The sequence below is a fragment of the Lentzea indica genome (assembly GCF_012184385.1).
Taxonomy (GTDB): domain Bacteria; phylum Actinomycetota; class Actinomycetes; order Mycobacteriales; family Pseudonocardiaceae; genus Lentzea; species Lentzea indica.
This window is the reverse complement of sequence record NZ_VSRL01000019.1, coordinates 1-23408: the sequence shown is the minus strand read 5'-3', so window position 1 is coordinate 23408 and position 23408 is coordinate 1. Positions and strand designations below refer to the sequence as shown.

General features: G+C 68.7%; 5 protein-coding genes and 2 pseudogenes. 5 read left to right on the top strand and 2 right to left on the bottom strand.

Annotated features, from left to right (window positions below):
- Positions 1 to 8: 8 nt before the first annotated feature.
- The 4 genes and pseudogenes from FXN61_RS51640 to FXN61_RS08000 all read left to right on the top strand — a co-directional run.
- Positions 9 to 4679 (top strand): annotated as a pseudogene (locus FXN61_RS51640) (amino acid adenylation domain-containing protein); the annotation flags it as partial.
- A 14-nt stretch (positions 4680 to 4693) separates the two neighbouring features.
- The gene (locus FXN61_RS08010; RefSeq protein ID WP_312877594.1) at positions 4694 to 18736 is read left to right on the top strand and encodes a non-ribosomal peptide synthetase; all 14043 of its coding nucleotides are present in this window, start codon (positions 4694 to 4696) and stop codon (positions 18734 to 18736) included.
- Positions 18733 to 19968: an MFS transporter gene (locus tag FXN61_RS08005; RefSeq protein ID WP_167971747.1), complete on the top strand. Its 1236-nt coding sequence runs from the start codon at positions 18733 to 18735 to the stop codon at positions 19966 to 19968. Before FXN61_RS08010 ends, FXN61_RS08005 begins: the two co-directional genes overlap by 4 nt.
- On the top strand, positions 19965 to 20165 hold the full coding sequence (locus FXN61_RS08000) for an MbtH family protein (protein WP_167971797.1): 201 nt from the start codon (positions 19965 to 19967) through the stop codon (positions 20163 to 20165). The genes FXN61_RS08005 and FXN61_RS08000 overlap by 4 nt, the downstream gene beginning before the upstream one ends.
- 416 nt (positions 20166 to 20581) lie before the next feature.
- On the opposite strand, the pseudogene FXN61_RS56195 reads toward FXN61_RS08000, so the two are convergent.
- Positions 20582 to 20902 (bottom strand): annotated as a pseudogene (locus FXN61_RS56195) (RICIN domain-containing protein); the annotation flags it as partial.
- A gap of 459 nt (positions 20903 to 21361) precedes the next feature.
- Entirely contained in the window at positions 21362 to 22519 is a 1158-nt protein-coding gene (locus tag FXN61_RS07990; protein ID WP_167971745.1) for a tetratricopeptide repeat protein, read from the bottom strand.
- Here FXN61_RS07990 and FXN61_RS07985 point away from each other — a divergent pair.
- The gene (locus FXN61_RS07985) at positions 22506 to 23372 is read left to right on the top strand and encodes a hypothetical protein (protein WP_167971743.1); all 867 of its coding nucleotides are present in this window, start codon (positions 22506 to 22508) and stop codon (positions 23370 to 23372) included. The two genes, FXN61_RS07990 and FXN61_RS07985, sit on opposite strands and share 14 nt — an antisense overlap.
- Positions 23373 to 23408 lie beyond the last annotated feature (36 nt).

Below are 23408 nucleotides of genomic sequence, written 5' to 3'. Positions count from 1 at the left end.
GCGAACAAATGCCGTCATCGAAGCAGAGCCGCATCTCCGCGCTACCGGAGGACCTGCGGGAGCAGCTGCGGCGCAGGCTGGCCGGGAAAAACGGGCAGTCCGACACCATCGCGCCGGCCGACCGCTCCGGCGCACTACCGCTGTCGTTCTCGCAGCAGCGGCTGTGGTTCCTCCACGAGTTCCAGCCCGGCGGCGCCGAATACAACAGCGGCCTGGCACTGCGGCTGTCCGGAGCGCTGGACGTGCCACGACTGACCGATGCCCTGTGGACGCTGTACGCCCGGCACGAGTCGTTGCGCGCCACGTTCGACGAGCTGGACGGGCAGCCGGTGCAGGTGGTGCATCCGGCCGGCGAGCTGCCGGTGCCGGTCACGGACCTCACCGATGACCTGAACGAGGTGCTCCTGGCCGAGTACTCCCGGCCGTTCGACCTCCGGCACGGTCCGCTGTTCCGCGCCCTGCTGGTGCGCGTCGCGGAGAACGATCACGTCCTGCTTCTCACCGCGCACCACATCGTCACTGACGGCTGGTCGATGGGCGTGCTGCTGGACGAACTGGCCGCGCTCTACAACGGCACCGAACCACCCGCGGTCGCGGTGCAGTACGTGGATTTCGCGGCGTGGCAACGGAAGCGCCCGTCCGACGCGGCGCTGACGTACTGGATCAGGCAGCTGTCCGGTGTCGCACCGCTGGAGCTGCCGACCGACCGGCCCCGGCCTGCGGTGCGCACGTCCAACGGTGCGACACACGGGTTCACGGTGCCCGCCGGCGTCACCACTCGCCTCGCTGAGCTGGCCAGGTCCGCCGACACGACCTTGTTCGCCGGTCTCGTGGCGGCCTGCCAGGTGTTGCTCGCGCGGTACGCGGGCCAGGACGACGTCGCGGTCGGCACCGTCACGTCCGGCCGCAACCGGCCGGAGGTCCAGCGGACCGTCGGCTTCTTCGTCAACACCGTGGTGCTGCGCTCGCAGGTCGACGACCGGCTGACGTTCCGCGAGCTGTTGCATCGGGTGAACGGCATCGTGCTGGACGCGTTCGCGCACGACGAGACACCGCTGGACCGGGTGGTCGACGCGGTGCAGCGCGACCGCGACCCGAGCCGCAACCCGCTGTTCGACGTGATGGTGTTGCTGCACAACGCCACACCCGAGACGCCAGGGTTCACCGGGTTGCGGGCCGAGCCGGTCGACGTGCCGGGCCGGTCGGCCACGTTCGACCTGTCGCTGGAGTTCCAGGAGCAGCACGGCCAGTTGTCCGGTGCAATCGAGTACAACACCGACCTGTTCGAGGCGAGCACCATCGAGCGGATGGCGAACCACCTCGTCGCTCTCCTCGACGCCGTCACGAGCCGTCCCGAGCGCACGCTGGCGACGACCGCTCTGCCCACGGATGTTGTTGTGGCACACGGTGTACGACTCGATGTGCCCGCGCTGACCTACCCGCAGCTGTTCGAGCAGCAGGTCGAACGGACGCCGGAGGAGACGGCGCTGGTGTTCCGCGACATCCGGCTGACCTTCGCCGAACTCAACGCTCGGGCCAACCGGCTCGCCCACCACCTGATCGATCTCGGCGTCGGCCCGGAGAAGACCGTCGCACTGGCACTCCCGCGATCCCACGAGATGATCATCGCGTTCCTCGCGGTGCTCAAGGCAGGAGGTGTCTACCTACCGGTCGACCCCACCCTGCCACCCGAGCGGGTCCGGTTCCTGCTCGGGGACGCCAAGCCGGCCGTCGTGCTCGACACCATCGAACACGGCGAACAACCGGACACCAACCCGGTGACCGGCTTGCGTCCGGACAACTCCGCCTATGCCATCTACACCTCCGGCTCGACCGGTGTGCCGAAGGGTGTGCTGGTCGAGCACCGCAACCTGGTCAACCTGCTCTTCAACCACCGCAACGACTTCCTCGCCGACCGCGGCAGGCTGCGGGTGGCGACCACCGCGGTGTTCTCCTTCGACACTTCACTCGAAGGACCACTGCTCATGGCCGACGGCCACGAGCTCCACCTCATCGACGACGACACCCGACGCGACGCCGACGCCCTCGCCCGCTACGTCGGACAGAACCACATCGACTTCCTCGACCTGACACCATCTTGGCTGCAACAGCTCATCCCGGCCGGGCTGCTCAGCCACCGGCCACAGATCCTCATGCTCGGCGGCGAAGCACTCACCGAGTCGCTCTGGACCGAGCTGGCCACCTCAACGACCGAGAGCCACAACTTCTACGGCCCCACCGAATGCACCATCGACGCACTGTCGTGCCGCGTCACCGGCACTCGACCCCACATCGGCGAACCACTCGCCAACCTCCAAGCCCACATCCTCGACCACCGGCTCAACCCGGTGCCGGTCGGCGTGCCCGGCCAGCTGTACTTAGCCGGCGCCCAACTCGCCCGCGGCTACCTCGACCGGCCGGGGCTGACCGCGGATCGGTTCCCGGCCAACCCTTTCGGCCCGCCTGGCAGCCGCATGTACGCCACCGGCGACCGCGCCCGCTGGACCACCGACGGCACTGTCGAGTACCTCGGCCGCATCGACGACCAGGTCAAGATCCGCGGCCACCGCATCGAACCCGGCGAAGTCGAAACCGCGCTGCGCAAACACTCCGCCATCACCGACGCTGTGGTGATCGCCCGCGACAACCGGCTCGTCGCCTACACCGTCCAGACCGAACCCGTCGACTGCCGCGCGTGGCTCAAGGACCTGCTGCCCGACTACATGATCCCGTCCGCCTTCGTCACCATCGACGCAGTCCCGCTCACGCCCAGCGGCAAGATCGACCGGCGCGCGTTGCCCGAACCCGACCTGCGGCAGGACGCCTACACCGCACCACGCACCGACTCCGAACGGGTGCTCGCCGAGATCTGGGCCGACGTGCTGGGTGTCGACCGGGTCGGCGTGGAGGACAACTTCTTCGCGCTGGGAGGGGACTCGATCCTGAGCATCCAGGTCGTGTCCCGCGCCCGCCAGGCCGGGCTGCGCCTGACGTCGAAGGACATCTTCCTGCACCAGAGGATCGCCGGCCTACCCACCGGCGCGGTAGCAGCGATCGAGCACCGCACGGTCGAGGGCCCGGCGCCGCTCACCCCGATTCAGCGCTGGTTCTTCGACGACTCGGGCATCAGCGGGCTCTTCACGATGTCGCTGGGCATGGAGCTGCCGCAGGACGTCGACGAGGACAGGCTGCGCCGTGCCGTGCGAACGGTCGTCGCGCATCACGAGGCGTTGCGGATGAGGTTCCGCGATGGCGTGCAGGACGTCGTTCCGGAAGAGACCGCTGACGTCTTCGGAACTCATGCGCTCGACATCGAGAACGGACCGCTGTTGCGGGCCGAGCTACGCGGGAACCACCTGGTGCTGACCGTGCACCACCTGGTGATCGACAGCGTCTCGTGGCGCATTCTGCTCGAAGACGTCCAGGCTGCCTACGAAGGACGGGCGCTGCCTCCCACGACCACCTCGTTAGGCGAGTGGGCATGCCGCCTGGCCGAACACGACTTCTCCGCCGATCTGCCGTACTGGCAAGGCATCGGCGACGCCGGCCTCCCCGTCGACCACACCGGTCCGAACACCGCAGGTTCGACGCACACGGTCTCGCTCAAGCTCGGGTCCGCCGAGACGGATGCACTGCTGCGCCTGGTCCCGGACGTCTACCGCACGCAGATCAACGACGTGCTGCTCAGCGCACTCGGCCGGGTCCTGTCCGAGTGGACGCAGTGCGACCGGGTCCTCATCGGCATGGAGGGCCACGGCCGCGAGGAGATCATCGACGGCGCCGACCTCAGCCGGACCATCGGCTGGTTCACCTCGGAGTACCCGCTGACCCTCACCGTCCCGGACGGCTGGGCCGAGACGATCAAGTCCATCAAGGAGCAGTTGCGGGCGGTGCCGCACCGCGGCCTGAGCTACGGCGCACTCCGTTATCTCCACGGGGAACTGCGAGACGCGCCCCAGCCGGGGATCAGCTTCAACTACCACGGCCAGTGGGATGGCGGTGGCGGGCGCGACGACACGGGCCAGGACATCACGCCGGAATCGCCGCGCACCTATCTGATCGACGTCACGGGACTCGTGGCGAATGGCGAGCTCGAACTCACCTGGCACTACAGCGAGAACGTGCACGACGAGCAGACTGTGCGGCACCTCGCTGAGCGGATGATGGTGGCGCTGCGGGAAATCGTCGAACACTGCGCCCATCCGGACGCCTTCGGCCGCACGCCGTCCGACTTCCCGCTCGCCCGGCTCACGCAGGACCAGGTCGACCGGATCGCGAGCCGCGCGGTCGAGGACATCTACCCGCTCACCCCGCTGCAGGCAGGCATGTTGTTCCACAGCCTCGTCGACAGCGACACTTACCACAACCGGTCCTGTCTGCGGCTGGCCGGTGTCACCGACCCGCTGGCGCTCGGGAAGGCGTTGCAACGGGTCGTCGACCGCACGCCCGCATTGCGCAGCGCACCCGTGTGGGAAGGGGTCGAGCAACCGTTGCAGGTGGTGTACTCCCGCGCCACCGTCCCGGTGCGTTACACCGACGGCGACATCCCCGGCCAGGAGGAACTGGACCTGCGCACCGCGCCGCTCATGCGCGCCACGATCGTCCGGGTGTCCGGTGACGAGGTCGTGCTGGTGTGGACAGCGCACCACCTCCTGTTCGACGGCTGGAGCATGGGGCAGATCTTCGAGGAGGTGTGCGAGCAGTACGCGGGAATCGTGCAGGGGCGCCCGCCACGGCTGGTGACGCGGCGGCGTTCCGCGACTACCTGGTCTGGCTGGGGCGCCAGGACCAGCGGCAGGCCGAGGAGTACTGGCGCACGGTGCTCGACGGCGTCGAGTCGCCCACTCCCCTGCCCTACGACCGGCAGCCGTCGCAGGCCCACCGCACCGAGTCGTCCGAGTCGGTGCGGATCGCCGTCGGCAGCACGGCGTTGAACGCGATGACCAAGCAGCACGGGCTGACCGTGAACACCCTGGTGCAGGGCGCGTGGGCGTTGCTGCTGTCCCGGTACAGCGGTGAGCACGACGTCGTCTTCGGCACGACGGTGTCCGGCCGCCCGGCCGATCTGGCGGGCGTCGAGTCGATGGTCGGCATGTTCATCAACACGGTGCCCACCCGCACTCACATTTCGGGAACCCGGACTGTGTTGTCGTGGTTGCGTGATCTGCAGGTCGCGCAGACCGAGGCACGGCAGTTCGACTTCGTTTCGCTGGCACAGCTGCAGAACCTGACCGGCGTGACCCTCTTCGACAGTGCCGTCGTCTTCGAGAACTACCCGTTCGACGAGGACACCACGACCGCGGCCGGTCTCCGGGTGACCGAGGTGAGCGGGATGGAGGCGACGAACTTCGCGTTGAGCATCCGGGCCCATCTCGCCGATCGGCTGCACGTCGAGGTCGCCTACGACCCGCGGCTGTTCGACACGCGCACCGTCGAGCAGCTCACTCACCACCTCGAAGCGCTGCTCACGGCAATGATCAACGGACCCGAGCGCATGCTCGGCGAGCTGCCCATGCTGAGCGAAACCGAGCGGCACCGGTTGCTGGTCGAGTGGAACGGCACCGGCACCGCACAGGTCCAGGCGACCATCCCGGAACTGTTCGCGGCACAGGCGTCGCTGACTCCGGACGCCGTCGCCGTGACGTGCGAGGGAGCGAGCCTCACCTACGCCGAGCTGGACGCCCGCGCCAACCGGCTGGCGCACCACCTGATCGGGCTCGGTGCCGGCCCGGAACGGTATGTCGCGCTGCTGCTGCCGCGGTCGCTGGAGATGATCGTGGCGATCCTCGGCGTGCTGAAGTCGGGGGCGGCGTACCTGCCGATCGACCCGGACTACCCGGAAGACCGGATCAACGCGATGCTGGCGGACACCGGCCCGGTCACCGTTCTGTCCAGTGTGGACTGCGCTGACCTGCCCGTCACCTCACCTGAAGTCGCGCTGGCGCCGGACAACCCGGCCTACGTCATCTACACCTCGGGCTCCACCGGCCGGCCCAAGGGCGTGGTGATCCCGCATTCGAACGTCGTCCGGCTGTTCACCTCCACCCAGCACTGGTTCGGCTTCGGCGAACACGACGTGTGGACGCTCTTCCACTCCTACGCGTTCGACTTCTCCGTCTGGGAGATCTGGGGACCGCTGCTGCACGGTGGACGACTCGTGGTCGTGCCGCACGAGGTTTCCCGATCGCCGCGTGACTTCGTGCGGCTGCTGGCGGACGAGCAGGTGACGGTGCTGAACCAGACGCCGTCCGCGTTCTACCAGCTGCTGCGCGAAGACCACACCGACCTGAACCTGCGGTACGTCATCTTCGGCGGTGAGGCACTCGACCTCCGGAGACTCGGCGACTGGTACGCCGCGCATCCCGACGACCAGCCGGTGCTGGTCAACATGTACGGCATCACCGAGACCACCGTGCACGTCTCGTACCTCGCGCTGAACGCTCCTTCGGCCGCGGACGCGACCGCGAGCACCATCGGCGTGGCGATTCCCGATCTCCGCACGTACGTCCTGGACAGCGACCTGCGCCTCGTGCCGCCGGGAGCGGTGGGCGAACTGTTCGTGGCAGGTGCGGGTCTGGCTCGCGGCTACCTCAACCGGCCCGGACTCACCGCGGACCGGTTCATCGCCAACCCCTTCGGCGCACCCGGCGAACACATGTACCGCACCGGTGATCTCGTCCGCTGGCGCGACGGCGAGCTGGAGTACCTGGGCCGTGCCGACCACCAGGTCAAGATCCGCGGCTTCCGCATCGAACTGGGCGAGGTCGAAGCGGCGCTGAACGCCCACCCACAGGTCACGAACGTCGCCGTCATCGCGCGCGAGGACCAGCCAGGCGTCATGCGGCTGGTTGCCTATGTGGTCGCGGACGACCCCGGCGACCTGCGCGCGTTCCTGGCGACGTCGCTGCCCGATCACATGGTGCCATCGGCGTTCGTGCTGATGGACGAGCTGCCGTTGACACGCAACGGAAAGCTCGACCGCAAGGCACTCCCTGCGCCGGAGTTCTCCGGTGGTCAGATCGCACCGCGAACCGAGGCCGAACGCGTGGTCGCCAAGGTGTGGTCCGAGGTGCTGGGCGTCGAACGGATCGGCGTCGAGGACAACTTCTTCACCCTCGGCGGTGACTCGATCGTCAGCATCCGGGTGTCGTCGCGGCTGAGCGAGGCGTTCGGCACGCACATCTCCCCACGCGCGGTGTTCACCCACCCGACTGTCGCCGCTCTGGCCGCCGCGGTCGCCGAGGAAACCCGCCTGGTCAGCAGCATCCAACCGATACCGCGCGACGGTGTGCTGCCGCAGTCGTTCGCCCAGCAGCGGTTGTGGTTCCTGCACGACTTCGAGCCGGACAGCACCGAGTACACGACACGGTTCGCCGTGCGGTTGCGCGGTGGCCTGGACGTCGACGCGCTGAACCGGGCGTTGACGGCGCTGGTTGCTCGGCACGAGTCGCTGCGCACGACGTTCGACTCCGTCGACGGGCGAGGTGTGCAGGTCGTGCATCCGCCCCACGAGGTGCGCGTGCCGATTGTGTCCGAAGAGGACGGTGTGCTGCCGTTCGACCTCCGCACCGGCCCGCTGTTCCGGCCGCGGCTGGTGCGGGTCGGTCCCGACGAGCACGTGTTCGTCATGGACATGCACCACATCATCACCGATGGCTGGTCTCTGGGTGTGCTCGTCGAGGAGCTCTCCGCGCTCTACAACGGATCCGCGCTGTCCGAGGTCGCCGTGCAGTACCCGGACTTCGCGGTGTGGCAGCGGGAGAACGCGGAACTGGACGACCACCTCGGCTACTGGCAGCACCGGCTCGCCGGCGTGCCGCCACTGGAGCTGTCCACCGACCGGCCACGCCCCGCGGTGCGCACCGACGCGGGTGCGGTGCACGAGTTCGTCGTGCCCGCGGAAATCACTGGAGCGCTCAAAACCCTGCGGAACGACACAACGCTGTTCATGACGCTCGTCGCGGCCTGCCAGGTGCTGTTCGCGAAGTACACCGGTCAGGACGACATCGCGGTCGGCACCGTCGTGTCCGGCCGCGACCACCCACAGCTCGAGCGGCTCGTCGGGTTCGTCGTCAACACCCTGGTGCTGCGTTCGCAGGTCGACGGGCGGCGCGGCTTCACGGAGTTGCTCGGCGACGTCCGTAGCACGGTTCTGGACGCGTTCGCGCACCAGGACGTGCCGTTCGAACGAGTCGTCGACAAGGTGCAGCCGGAGCGTGACACCAGCCGCAACCCGCTGTTCGACGTCATGGTGATGCTGCAGAACAACCAGATCCGGCCGCCCGAGCTGCGCGGCCTGGAGGTCGCGGAGGAGCCGCTGCCGACCGACACATCGACCTGCGACATCACCGTCGAGTTCCAGGAGGACGGCGGACAGCTCCGCGGTGCGCTGGAGTACAACACCGACCTGTTCGACGCCATCACGATGGAGCGCATGGCGACGCACCTGGTCGCGTTGCTCGGTCAGATCGTGGGACATCCGCGGCGCGCCATCGCGGATCTCCGCCTGCCCGCGGACTTCGTTGCCGCACAGGGTGACCAGCTCGACGTTCCGGACCTGACCTACCACCAGTGGTTCGAGCGACAGGTCGAGCACACGCCGGACGAGACCGCGCTGGTGTTCCGCGACACCAGGCTGACTTACGCGGAGCTCAACGCTCGCGCCAACCTGCTCGCCCATCATCTGATGGCGCAGGGCGTCGGCCCGGAACGGATCGTCGCGCTCGTCCTGCCGCGCACCCACGAAATGATCATCGCGTTCCTCGCGGTGCTCAAAGCGGGCGGCGTGTACCTGCCGGTCGACCCGACCCTGCCCGCGGATCGCATCCAGTTCATCCTCGACGACGCCAGTCCGGTCGTCGTGCTCAGGGACATCGACCACGGCGCACAGCCCGACACCAATCCGGTACCGACGCTGCGGCCGGAGAACTCCGCATACGCCATCTACACCTCCGGCTCCACCGGCCGGCCCAAGGGCGTGCTGATCGATCACCGCGGCCTCGCGAACCTGTTGCACAACCACCGCAACGGCTACCTCCACGGGCGCGACCGGCTACGCGTTGCGCTCACCGCGGTGTTCTCGTTCGACACCTCGTTCGAAGGCGTGCTGATGATGGCCGACGGCCACGAGCTGCACGTGATCGACGACGACACCCGGCGCGACGCCGACGCGCTGGTCGACTACGTTGGCACGCACAGCATCGACGTGCTCGACCTGACGCCGTCCTTGCTGCAGCAGCTGATCCCGGTGGGGTTGCTCGACCACCGGCCGGAGGTGCTGCTGCTGGGCGGCGAAGCACTCACCCACACCCTGTGGCGTGAGCTGGCGGCGACACCGGGCATCGACAGCTTCAACCTGTACGGCCCGACCGAGTGCACAGTTGACGCACTCCAGTGCCGTGTTCTCGGCGACCGTCCCGTCATCGGCGGGCCGCTGGCGAACCTCGCGGCCCACATCCTCGACGACCGGCTCAACCCCGTTCCGGTCGGCGTTCCTGGCCAGCTCCACCTGGCCGGTACCCAGCTCGCCCGCGGCTACCTCAACCGGCCTGGACTGACCGCCGACCGGTTCGTCGCCAACCCGTTCGGCCCGCCCGGCAGCCGGATGTACGCCACCGGTGACCGCGCCCGCTGGACCACCGACCACACCGTCGAGTACCTCGGCCGGGTCGACGAGCAGGTCAAGATCCGCGGGTTCCGCGTCGAGCCTGGCGAGATCGAAACGGCGCTGCGCAAGCATCCCGGCATCACCGACGCCGTCGTCACCGCCCGCACGGACAAGGGCCACAAACGTCTCATCGCGTACACCGTCCAAACCGGACCGGTCGAGCACCGCGAGTGGCTGAAGCCCCATCTGCCCGACTACATGATCCCTGCGGCGTTCGTCGCGCTCGACGAGCTGCCGCTCACCCCCAGCGGCAAGGTCGACCGGCGCGCGTTGCCCGAACCTGATCTGCAGGCGGAGAACACATACACGGCACCCCGCACCGACGCCGAACGCAGGCTGGCCGAGATCTGGGCCGGCGTGCTCGGCATCGAGCAGGTCGGCGTCCACGACAACTTCTTCGCGCTCGGCGGTGACTCGATCCTGAGCATCCAGGTCGTGTCGCGCGCCCGGCAAGCGGGACTGAAGCTGACGTCCAAGGACATCTTCCTGCACCAGACGATCGCCGAACTGCCCACCGGCACCGCCGCACCGGTCGAGCACCGCACGATCGACGGCCCGGCACCCCTCACCCCGATCCAGCGCTGGTTCTTCACCGACTCCGGCATCACCGGGCACTACACGATGTCCGTCTGCGTCGAATTGCCCCCGGACGTCGACGAGAACGCACTGCGCGCCGCCGTGCACGCGGTCGTCGCGCACCACGAAGCGTTGCGCATGCGGTTCCGTGACGGGACGCAGGACGTCGTCCAGGAGGAGACAGCCGAGATCTTCCGGGTGGCCGAAGAGTCCGATGTGGACCCTCGAACGGCCATCGACATCACCGACGGCCCACTCCTGCAGGCCGTGCTGTCCCGGCACAGCAAGCAACTCCTGCTGGCCGTCCACCACCTGGTGATCGACGGCGTGTCGTGGCGCATCCTCCTCGACGACCTGGAATCGGCGTACCACGGCCGACCACTGACCCCTACGACCACGTCGTTCCGGTACTGGGCGCACTGGCTCCTCCAGCACGACTTCTCCGCCGACATGGCCTACTGGGCCGCGATTCCCGACGCGGCGGACCTGCCCGTGGACCGCACCGGTGTCAACACCGCCGACTCCGCACGCACGATCTCGGTCCGGCTCAGCGCACAGGACACCGACGCGTTGTTGCATCACGTTCCTGACGTGTACCGAACTCAGATCAACGACGTCCTGCTCAGCGCACTCGGCCGTGCACTGGCTGACTGGACCGGGCGCAACCAGGTCCTCGTCGCCATGGAGGGCCACGGTCGCGAGGAACTGTTCGACGGCGTCGACGTGTCGCGGACCGTTGGCTGGTTCACCATCGAGTACCCGGTGGCGCTGATCATCCCCGACGACTGGGCGAGCACCCTCAAGTCCGTCAAGGAACAGCTGCGCGCCGTTCCCCATCGCGGCCTGAGCTACGGCGCGCTGCGCTACCTCAAGGGAGAACTGCGCGACGTCCCCGCACCGCAGATCAGCTTCAACTACCACGGACAGTGGGACGGTGCGGAGGCCGACGGCTTCTACCGGGCGTGGCACGACGTGCCGGGGCAGGATCTCGACCCGAGCAGTGAGCGCACCTGCCTGATCGACATCGTCGGCATCGTCGCCGACGGGCAGCTCGAGCTCGGCTGGACGTACTCCGCGGACGTGCACGACGACAGCACCATCCGCACTGTCGCCGAGCGGATGCTGGTGGCGTTGCGGGAGATCGTCGAGCACTGCGCCCAGCCGGGCGCGTTCGGCCGCACGCCATCTGACTTCCCGCTCGCGCGGCTCACCCAGGAGCAGGTCGACCGGATCGCCGGCCCCGCAGTCGAGGACATCTACCCGCTCACCCCGTTGCAGGCGGGCATGGTGTTCCACAGCCTCGTGGACACCGGCGACGCCTACTTCAACCAGCTGCAGCTCCGCCTGTCCGGGGTGTCCGACCCGGAGGCGCTCGGCCGGGCATGGCAACGGGTCGTGGACCGCAACCCGGTGCTGCGCACGAGCGTGGTGTGGGAGGGTGTCGACCGGCCGCTGCAGGTCGTCCACAACCAGGTCACCGTGCCGGTGCAGCATGTCGATCGGCCCGACGACGTGCGGCGGATCATCGAAGAGGATCACGCGCTCGGCATCGACCTGACTACGCCGCCGCTGATGCGCGTGACGATCATCCGGCTGGCCGGGGATGAGGCTCTGGTCATCTGGACGTCGCACCACGTGCTGCTGGACGGCTGGAGCACCGGTGAGGTGTTCGCCGAGGTGTGCGAGCTGTACGCGGCCGAGGTGCGCGGCAGGCGGCCCGAACTCGTCGCCCGCCGGCCGTTCCACGAATACCTGGCGTGGCTCGACCGCCAGGACCAGGGGCAGGCGGAGGAGTACTGGCGCGGCGTGCTCGCCGGTGTCGAGTCGCCCACTCCACTGCCGTACGACCGCCGCCCCGAAGCGCACCACACGGAGTCGTCGGAGTCGGTCCGCGTCGAGCTCACCTCCGCCGAGTCGGACCGCCTGAACCGGCTGGCCGGGCAGAACGGCCTGACGGTGAACACGATCATCCAGGGCGCCTGGGGACTGCTCCTCGCCCGGCACTCCGGCGAGCCCGACGTCGTCTTCGGCACCACGGTGTCCGGTCGCCCGGACGAACTGCCCGGCGTCGAGTCGATGGTCGGCATGTTCATCAACACGGTGCCGACCCGCGTCCGGGCCGGCGGCGGTGAGCCGGTGCTGCGCTGGCTCCGGGACCTTCAGCTGCAGCAGACCGAGTCGCGGCGCTTCGACTTCGTGTCGTTGCCGCAGCTGCACGGCTGCAGCGACCTGGCCGGCGGAACCGCGTTGTTCGACAGCGTCGTGGTGTTCGAGAACTACCCGCTGGACTCCGCCGCCACGACCAGTGATCTGCGGGTGACCGGTGTCGACGCCGTGGACACCACGAACCTCCCGCTGACGCTCAGCGCCTATCTCGACGACGGGCTGTGCTTCGAAGTCGGGTACGACCCGAGGCTGTTCGACCCGAGTACCGCGAGTCGCCTCGCGAACCACCTGCGGCTGCTTCTGACCGGCATCGCGGACAACCCCGGCTCCTCGCTCGGCCAGTTGCCCCTGATGTCCGATGACGAACGGCGTCAGGTGGTGGACCTGTGGAACGACACGGCACTCGACGTGCCGGACCTGACGTTCCCCCAGGTGTTCGAGGACCAGGTGGCCCGTACGCCGGACGCGACAGCGCTGGTGTTCGGGGACACCACGTTCACCTACGCCGAGCTCAACACGCGGGCGAACCGGCTGGCGCACCTGCTGATCAGCATGGGCGCCGGTCCGGAACGCCTGGTGGCGCTGGCGTTGCCGCGGTCGGCCGAGCTGGTGATCGCGATGCTCGCCGTGTTCAAGGCCGGTGGTGTCTACCTGCCGGTGGACACCGCGCTGCCGCGCGACCGCGTCGATTACCTGCTCGCTGACGCGCGGCCCGTGCTCGTGGTCACGCCCGATCTGCTTGCCACTGTTGGGAATCAGCCCGAGACCAACCCCGTCACCGCGCTGCGGCCGGACAACTCCGCGTACGTCATCTACACCTCCGGCTCCACCGGGAAACCGAAGGGCGTGCTGGTCGAGCACCGCAACCTGGTCAACCTGCTCTTCAACCACCGCAACGACTTCCTGAAGCCGTGTGCGCGCCTGCGCGTCGCGTTGATCGCGGCGTTCTCCTTCGACACCTCGCTGGAGGGCCCGGTGCTGATGGCGGCCGGGCACGAGCTGCACCTGATCGACGACTCGGTGCGGCTGGACCCCAGCGCACTCGTCGGCTACGTCGCCCGCCACGGCATCGACTTCCTCGACGTCACGCCGTCCTGGGTCCAGCAGCTCGTGCCCGCCGGGCTGCTCGACCACGCCAGCCTGCTCATGCTCGGCGGCGAAGCGCTGGGTGAGTCGCTGTGGCGGCAGCTGGCCGGCGCACCCGCGACCACGAGCTACAACTTCTACGGCCCCACCGAGTGCACCGTCGACGCGCTGTCCTGCCGGGTCGACGACAGCGGCACGCCCGTGATCGGCAGGCCGCTGCACAACATGCGGGCCTACGTGCTGGACGCCGGGCTGCGCCCCGTGCCTGTCGGTGTGCCCGGCGAGCTGTATCTGGCGGGCGCCCAGGTCGCCCGCGGCTACCTCCGCCGGCCCGGGCTCACCGCGCAGCAGTTTGTGGCGAATCCGTTCGGCCCTCCCGGAACCAGGATGTACGCCACCGGAGACCGCGCTCGCTGGAACGCCGAGGGCATGATCGAGTACCTGGGGCGCACGGACGACCAGGTGAAGATCCGCGGCCATCGCATCGAGCCCGGCGAGATCGAAGCCGCTCTGCGGGAGCACGTCCGTGAGGCCGCCGTCGTGGCCCGTGAGGATCAGCCCGGCGTCAAGCGCCTGGTCGCCTACGTCGTCGGCGATCGTGATCCGGCCGAGCTCCTGGCCGCACTGAGCAGGTCGCTGCCGGAGTACATGGTGCCGTCGGCGTTCGTGGTGCTGGACCGGCTTCCGTTGACCACCAGCGGAAAGCTCGACCGGCGCGCTCTGCCGGCCCCGGACGTCGCCGTCGGGCACGTCGAGCCGCGCAACGAGGTCGAACGCGTCGTGGCGCGGGTCTGGGCTGAAGCACTGCGCGTCGAACGGGTCGGTGTCGAGGACAACTTCTTCGAGCTGGGCGGCGACTCGATCCTGAGCATCCGGGTGGTGTCCGGGCTGCGCGAGGCGTTCGGCGTCGAGCTGTCCCCGCGCATCGTGTTCACCCACCCGACCGTCGCCCGGCTGGCCGCCGAGATCCCGGCCGAGACGAGCGAGCTGTCGAACATTCCGGCTGTGCCGCGCGATGGCGCGCTCCCGCTGTCGTATGCGCAGCAGCGGTTGTGGTTCCTCAACGAGTTCGAGCCGGACAGCATCGAGTACCTGGCTCCGTCCGCGGTTCGCTTGCACGGTCCGCTGGACGTGACGGCGCTGGAGGCCGCGCTCACGGCCCTGGTGGCCCGGCACGAGTCGCTGCGCACGACGTTCGACTCGGTGGACGGGCGTGGCGTGCAGATCGTGCAGCAGCCCTACGAGGTGCGCGTTCCGATCCTCGAAGGTGACCTGGACCGGATCCTGCTGGAGGAGACCACCCGGCCGTTCGACCTGCGTCGCGGCCCGCTGCTGCGAGTCAACCTCGTCCGGGTCGCTGCCGATGACCACGTGCTGATCCTGGTGATGCACCACATCATCACCGACGGGTGGTCGACCGGCGTGCTCGCGAGCGAGCTCAGCGCGTTGTACCAGGGAGCGGAGCTGCCGCCGCTGCCGCTGCAGTACGCGGATTACGCGGTGTGGCAACGAGAAACCCTCGACCTGTCCGAGCAACTCGCCTACTGGACGCGACAGCTGGAGGGCACACCTCCGCTCGAGCTGCCCACGGACCGGCCGCGACCCGCTGTGCGCACGTCGGCGGGCGCAGTGCACGAGTTCGTCGTACCCGCGGAGATCACCGACGCACTCGACGGACTGCGTTCGGACGGCACGCTGTTCATGACGTTGCTGGCCGCCTGCCAACTGTTGTTCGCCAGGTACTCGGGCCAGGACGACATCACCATCGGCACCGTCACCTCCGGTCGTGAACGCGCCGAACTGGCCGGGCTCATCGGGTTCTTCGTGAACACGCTCGTACTGCGCACCACCGTGGACGAAATGCTGACCGTGCGCGAGTTCCTCGGTCACGTCCGGCAGACCGCGCTGGAGGCGTTCTCCCACCAGGACGTGCCGTTCGAGCGAGTGGTCGACGAGCTGCGCCTGGAGCGCGACACCAGCCGGAACCCCCTGTTCGACGTCATGGTGCTGCTGCAGAACGTCCCGGCCGAGGCTGCCACGTTGGCCGGTCTCGAGACCGAGGACGTCGAACTGCCGATGACGACAGCGACCTGTGACATCACCATTGAGTTCCACCAGTACGAGGGCCTGCTGACCGGTGTGGTCGAGTACAGCACCGACCTCTTCGACGCGGCCACGATCGAACGGATGGCCGCGCACCTGGTGGCCCTGCTCGAGTCGCTGGCCGCACACCCCGACCGTCCACTGGCGGAACTCGTGCTGCCGGCGGATGTCGTTGTGGCGCAAGGTGCACGGGTTGACGTGCCCGCGCTGACCTACCCGCAGCTGTTCGAACAACAGGTCGTCCGCACACCGGAGGAGACGGCGCTGGTGTTCCGCGAGACCCGGTTCACCTACACCGAGCTCAACGCCCGCGCCAACCAGCTCGCCCACCACCTGATCGGCCTCGGCGTCGGCCAGGAGAAGACCGTCGCACTGGTACTCCCGCGAACACACGAGATGATCATCGCGTTCCTCGCGGTGCTCAAAGCAGGCGGTGTGTACCTGCCGGTCGACCCGAACCTTCCCGCTGACCGGATCCAGTTCCTTCTCGGCGACGCCAAGCCGGTCGTCATGCTCGACACCATCGAACACGATGAGCAACCCGACACGAACCCCGTGACCGCGCTGCGGCCGGACAACACCGCCTACGCCATCTACACCTCCGGCTCCACCGGCGTGCCGAAGGGAGTGCTGGTCGAGCACCGCAACCTGGTCAACCTGCTCTTCAACCACCGCAACGACTTCCTCAACGGCCGCGGACGACTGCGGGTGGCCACCACCGCCGTGTTCTCCTTCGACACCTCACTCGAAGGACCACTGCTCATGGCCGACGGCCACGAACTGCACCTCATCGACGACGACACCCGACGCGACGCCGACGCCCTCGCCCGCTACGTCGGCGAGCACGGGATCGACTTCCTCGACCTGACCCCGTCCTGGCTGCAGCAGCTGGTTCCCGCCGGTCTGCTCGCGCACCAACCCCAGGTTCTGATGCTCGGCGGCGAAGCGCTCACCGAGTCGCTCTGGACCGAGCTGGCCACCTCGGCCACCGAGAGCCACAACTTCTACGGCCCCACCGAATGCACGATCGACGCACTCTCCTGCCGCATCACCGGCACTCGACCACACATCGGTGCACCACTCGCCAACATGACCGCCCACATCCTCGACGAACGGCTGAACCCGGTACCGGTCGGCGTCCCCGGCCAGCTGTACCTCGCCGGCGCCCAACTCGCCCGCGGCTACCTCAACCGCCCCGGTCTCACCGCCGACCGGTTCCTCGCCAACCCGTTCGGCCCACCCGGCAGCCGCATGTACGCCACCGGCGACCGCGCCCGCTGGACCACCGGCCACACCGTCGACTACCTCGGCCGCATCGACGACCAGGTCAAGATCCGCGGCCACCGCATCGAACCCGGCGAAGTCGAAACCGCACTGCGCAAACACCCCGGCATCACCGACGCGGTGGTGATCGCCCGCGACAACCGGCTCGTCGCCTACACCGTCCAGACCGAACCCGTCGACTGCCGCGCGTGGCTCAAGGACCTGCTACCCGACTACATGATCCCGTCCGCCTTCGTCACCATCGACGCAGTCCCGCTCACGCCCAGCGGCAAGATCGACCGGCGCGCACTGCCAGAGCCGCACGTGGAGACCGGGTCCCGGTACGTGCCGCCGAGCAGTCCGGTCGAGCAGGCGCTCACCGCCATCTGGAGCCAGGTCCTCGGTGTGGATCCGGTTGGCGTCGAGGACAACTTCTTCGAACTGGGCGGCGATTCCATCCTGACGATCCAGGTCGTCGCGCGGGCTCGCAAAGCAGGTTTCCTGGTGAGCGCCAAGGAACTCTTCGTGCACCAGACGATCGCCGCGCTCGCACCGGCCGTCACGGTCGCGGAGGCACAGCCCGACGATCGAGAACCAGTGGTCGGCGACGCCCCGCTCACCCCGATCCAGAGCTGGTTCTTCGGCACGCACGAGGCCAACCCGCACCACTACAACCAGTCCATGCTGGTCGAACTGTCCGACGAGCCGGACGAGGAAGCACTGTGCACCGCGCTCGATGCGCTGCTGGTGCACCACGATGCGTTGCGCATGCGGTTCGTGCGAGGTGACGACGGCTGGCGTCAGCACAACGCACCGGTCGAGCCGCAGCGGGTGCTCGTGCGCCGCGATCTGTCCGATGTGGACGAGCCGGAGCGGTGGGCCGTGATGGAGAAGATCGCCGACGACGTCCACGCGAGCTTCGACCTGTCGACCGGTCCACTGCTGAAGGCCGTTCTGTTCACCGGCGGGACGCCGTACCTGTTCCTCGCGGCGCACCACCTGGTGATCGATGGCGTCTCCTGGCGCGTTCTGCTGGAGGACCTCGAAATCGCGTATCGAGGTGACGACCTCGGCCCGAAGAGCACATCGTTCCGGGAGTGGGCCATCAGGCTCCGCGAGCACGTCGTCGACGGCGCACTGGACCACGAGCTGGACCACTGGTCCACCGCACTGGGCGGGTGCGCGCTGCCGGTGGACCACACCGAGCAGCAGCCCGGTACGCCAGGGGAATCCGTGTCCGTGCAGCTGTCCGAAACGGACACCGAAGCACTGCTCCGCGGAGCACCCGCCGCGTACCGCACCAGGATCAACGACGTGCTGCTCGCCGCGCTCGCGTGGAGCCTGTCCCGCTGGACCGGGCACCGCACGGTGTCCGTGGATCTCGAAGGGCACGGACGCGAGGAGGTGATCGACGGTGTCGACGTGTCTCGGACGGTCGGCTGGTTCACCACGGTCTTCCCGGTGGCGATCGAGGTTCCGGATGTGCCGGGCTGGCGCGAGCTGGTGAAGTCGGTGCGCCGCCAGCTGCGCGCGGTACCGGGCAACGGTTTCGGCTTCGGCGCGCTGCGCCACCTCGGCGGGCACCTGCCCGCCGGTCAGGAGCCCCAGGTCGCGTTCAACTACCTCGGCCAGTGGGACGGGACCTCAGGTGAGCCGGGAAGCGGCCTCTACCGCGCCGTGCACGGGTCGATCGGGCAGGACGCCGACCCGGCGGACCGGGGGTCGCACCTGCTGGAGATCGTCGGCAGCGTCGAGTCGGGACGGCTCGGGTTCACCTGGTACTACCAGCCGGACGTGCACGACCGGTCCACTGTGGAGGGTGTCGTGCACGACTTCGGCGACGCTCTGCGGCACATCGCGAAGGAGGTCCGATGACCAGGCCGCTGACCAAGAACCGGGACTACCGGCTGCTGTGGATCGGTCAGGCGCTGTCCGAGGTCGGCATCAGCGCGACGACCATCGCCCTGCCGTTGCTGGTGCTGGCGTTCACCGGCTCTCCCGGTCTCGCGGGCATCGTGCTGGGCGTGGACGCGGCCGCCCAGCTGGTCGCCGGGCTGCCGGCCGGCGCGCTGGTCGACCGTTGGGACCGCAAGAAGGTGATGCTCGCCTGCGAAGCCGCTCAGGCGGTGGCGATCGGCAGCCTCGTGGTCGCGCTCTGGTTCAACGCGCCCAGCATCGCGCACCTGATCGTCGTGGCCGTGGTCACCGGCGTCTGCACCGCGCTGTTCGAGCCGGCGGAGGAGGCTAGCCTGCCCCGCCTGGTGTCCGACGAGCAGCTGCCGACCGCCATCGCGTTGAACGAGGGGCGCAGCTATCTCGGTCGGCTGGCCGGAACCACACTCGGCGGATTCCTGTTCGCGCTGCGGACATGGCTGCCGTTCGGCCTGCAGGCCCTCACCCACATCGCGTCGTTCCTGCTCCTGATGTTCATCCGCATCCCCGGCCCCAGCCGCGAAACCCCGCCCCAGTCGAATCTTCGCCGCGAGGTGCAGGAAGGGCTGCACTGGATGTGGCAGCACCGCCTCATCCGAGTCATCGCGTTCTGCGCGGTCGGACTGAACCTGTTCTTCACGGCGTTCTACATCGTGATCATCGCCCTGGCACAGCAACGCGGCGTGCCGTCGGGCGAAATAGGCGTCATGGCCGCGATGTTCGGCGCGGGCGGCATCTTGGGTGCCTTCGTCGCTCCCCAGCTGCACCGCCTGCTCAAGCCGTACCTGTCGATCATCGGCGTGTTCTGGGCACTCGCCGTCCTGTGCCCGCTGGCGATCGTGATCCACAACGGCTATCTCATGGGCGCCGTCTTCGCGGCCATGGCCCTGCTGGCACCGACGGCGAACATCACGATCAGCACCTACCAACTCCTGCTGACCCCGGACGAGCTGCGCGGCCGGTTGAGCAGCGTGATGAACGTGGTGCTCGGCATCGCCGCCGTCACCGGCCCCGCACTCGGCGGGCTGCTCATGGAGGCGTTGCCCGGCAACCAGACAGTCCTGCTGATCAGCACCGCGATCGCGCTGATCGCGCTGCTGGCGACCGTCAGCCCGAGCCTGCGGAACTTCCCGCACCACGAAGAGACCGAAGAACGAGAGGACGCGCGCAAATGAGTGAGGACGCCCAGTACCAGGTGCTGCTCAACGACGAGGAGCAGTACTCGCTGTGGCCCGCCGACCGCGAGATCCCAGCGGGGTGGCGGCCGGACGGCTTCCGGGGCACGAGGGACGAGTGCACGGCCCACGTCGACGAAGTGTGGACCGACATGCGCCCGCGCAGCCTCCGCGAGGCGATGGCCGACCAGTCCTGAGGTCGGCCTTCCGGGTCTTGGACCACCAGAACGACTGGATCCGAGTCCCAGCCGCGAAACGCAGACCGGCTCCCTGCCGCTGGAGCGGCGGCGGGAGCCGGTCCGGTCAGGACATCCGGGTGGTCGTCGACCTCACGTCGGCGAGCTGCTCGGTCAACGAGGAGGAACCATGGCGGGCGCTCGTCGGTGGGTTCACCACCGGAGTCGCCTGTCGGCGGCACAACGTTGACCCAGCACCCTGAACTGCGAGCCGAATTCCGCACCAGGAGTTCAGTCGATCGGTCGATCACGACTCCTGCACGGAGGTGCCGATCTTGGAGCAGTCCTGCCGGCCACTTGGTCGGAGATGACCTCAGGCACGGGACACGGCTCCCCGTGCCCGAGGTCGTGGCTCGCGGCGCGACGATGGTGAAGAGTTCGTTCGTCTGCCGCACGCACGTGTGCTGCTGGACTCGAGCGCCTTCGGCGGTGCTGCCGAAGGCGACGTCGAGGCACTTGTCCGGTGCGTGCGCCGGGCGGATCTCGAACTGGCGGTGCGCGACTCTCCTGAGCTGGAAGCGCTGGTGCGGGTGGCCATTGCACCACCCCTGCTGCAGCGGGACCTGGTTGGCGGTGCTCGCCCTCCACACGTCGAGGCAGAGTCCGGTGCCAGCGGACTGGATCTTGTAGTTGCCATCGGTCTGGAGGTCGAGAAACCAGCGCTGCAGCCGTCCCTCGTTGACCACCTGGGCATCCATCGCTGCACGAACGCGCGCGTGTACGTGCTGTCGTTCCGACTCGCTCATGCCGCCGAGCACGCTCATCAGCATCTTGTGCGATGGGTTGCGGGCGTCGAACTTCCCGCCGAGTTCGGGGAACCCAGAGGTCGACTCCGCAGGCCTCGAACCGGGGTGCGATCAACGAGAACTGGTTGCCGAACCAACACCGCGTGCCTTCGCCGACCACAACGCCGGTCCAGCCCCGGTTGGGGTCCTTCAGCGCTTCCAGCAACCGCGCCGCATCGGGCCGTCGATCCCAGGGCACGGACCGCGACTGACCGACGTCGAAGAACTCCTCGACGATGGCTCCGCCGAGCGGCTCGACGAACTTCTGGGCGTTGCCGAACTGCCAGCCGCGCGACGTCTCCGGATCTTGGTCGTCCTCGGTCGAGCACCGGCCGCTGAATGCCAGCGTCCCGATTCCCTCGTCGATCATGCTTACTGCTTCGACGCCCCAGAGGCCTGCTCACCGCGGCCCTGCGCCCGGTACAGCTCAGCCGCCTCCTCCCAGGCCGCACGTGCCTCACCAGACCTGCCGAGTGCCGCGAGCGGGTCACCGAGCTTGGCGAGGCTGTTGGCCGCTTCGAGCAGGCTGCCCGTCGAACGCAGCAGCACGGCGGCGCGGCCCAGCTTGTCGACGGCCTCCAGGTGGTCGCCCGACCGGTGGGCGATCCAGCCGAGGCTGTCCAGCGTGTTGGCCTCGCCGTGGAGGTTGCCCGCCTCCCGGAACAGAGCAAGCGCGGCCGAGCAGTGCTCACGGGCGGTGTCGAGGTCGCCGGTCAGTGCGGCGAACCAGCCGACGTTGTTGGCGGCGCCGGCGGTCCAGGCCGGCACGCCCACCATCCGGAACAGCTCCAGCGACCTGACCGAGTGCGCCAGGGCTCGCTCGTCGTCTCCGCGCAGTGCGGTGGCCCGGGCGAGCACCCGGTGGACGTGCGCCTGCTGCAACGGGTCCTGGAGCTCCTCCGCCAGTTCGAGCGCGTGGCTCAGGTACCGGTCGGTGTCCTCGTGCAGCCCGAGGTCCGCACACACGTTGCCGAGCGTCCGGACGAACACCGCGCGGAGTACGGGGTGGGCCAGCTGCTCGACGGACTCCGTCGCGGCCAGCAGGACGGCGTGGCGGTCCCAGATCGGCGAACGCCGCGCCAGGAAGGTCTGCAGTGACCACGTCAGACCCCACGCGAGGAGGTGCCAGTCATGTGCGATCGCGGTGTCGTGCGCGGCCAGCAGGTTAGCGTGTTCGGTGCGGAACCAGGTGGTCGCGTCGTCCACACTGGACAGTCGGCACGGGTCTGGAGGGTAGAGGTCCAGCGCGTGTGAAGGGTCGATGAGGCGATCGGCCTCGATCGCGGTCCGGGTGTAGTGGTCGACGACTCGGCGCAGCGCTTCCAGGCGATGCGCCGGATCGATGTCGTGCACGGCCGCGTGGCCGCGGATGAGGTTGTGCATGCGGTAGCGGCCCTGCGCGCAGCGAGTGAGCAGCGACAGGGTTTCCAGCCGGTTCAGCAACGCGCGGGCCGCGACTGCGGTCAGCCCGAGCAGGTCCGCCGCCGCGGCCAGGCCGATGTCCGCTCCCGGCGCGATGCCGAGCAGCATCGAACGCCCGCAGCTGCTCGGGCGACAGGCAGCGCAGCGACCACGACAGCACAGCGGTCAGGCATGCCTCGGAATCGTCCTCATCCAGCGCGACCGGACCGAACTCGCGCAAGTCCTCGGCGAACCTGGCCAGGGGCATCTCCGGATGGGCCAGCGCGTCCCCGGCAAGAACGCTGAGCGCCAGCGGAAAGCCGTCGCACCGGACGATGAGGTCGCCCACCGCTGCCGGGTCGGCCGCGATCCGCGCCGAGCCGAGCCGGTCGGTGAGCAAAGCCCGGGATTCCGGGGCCTGCAGCCGATCCAGTGCGAGGTGCCGGGCGCCGTGCCCGGAGACCAGGCCGGGCAGCCGTCTGCGGCTGGTCACGACGACTGTGCAGCTCTCACCGCCCGGCAGCAGCGGCACGACCTGGGCGGTGTCGGCGGCGTTGTCCAGCACCAGCAGCATCCGCCGGTCCACCACCAGGCTGCGGAACAGCGCGGTCTGGGCGTGCAGGTCGGCCGGACATCGGTCTACGCCCAGCGCGTCGAGGAATCCTCGCAACGCGACCTCGGGTGGCATCGGCGCCGCCTCGGGGGCGAACCCCCGCAGGTCGACGAACAGCTGCCCGTCCGGGAAGCGTGCCGCGTTGCCGTGCGCCCAGTGCAACGCGAGCCACGTCTTGCCGATGCCGCCCGGACCGGCGATCGCGAAGATCCCCGGATGGCCCCCGAAGCGTTCCAGCGCATCGTGCCTGCCGACGAACGACGACGGCGCCCCTGGCAGCTGCCGTGGCACCACAACGGGTTCAGGGAACACGATCGAGTGAAAGGCTCGGAGTCCTCGGTGGACTATCACGCCGTGCTCGGCAGGTAGGAGTGCAGATCGGCCGGCAAGTCCTTGCGGTACTTG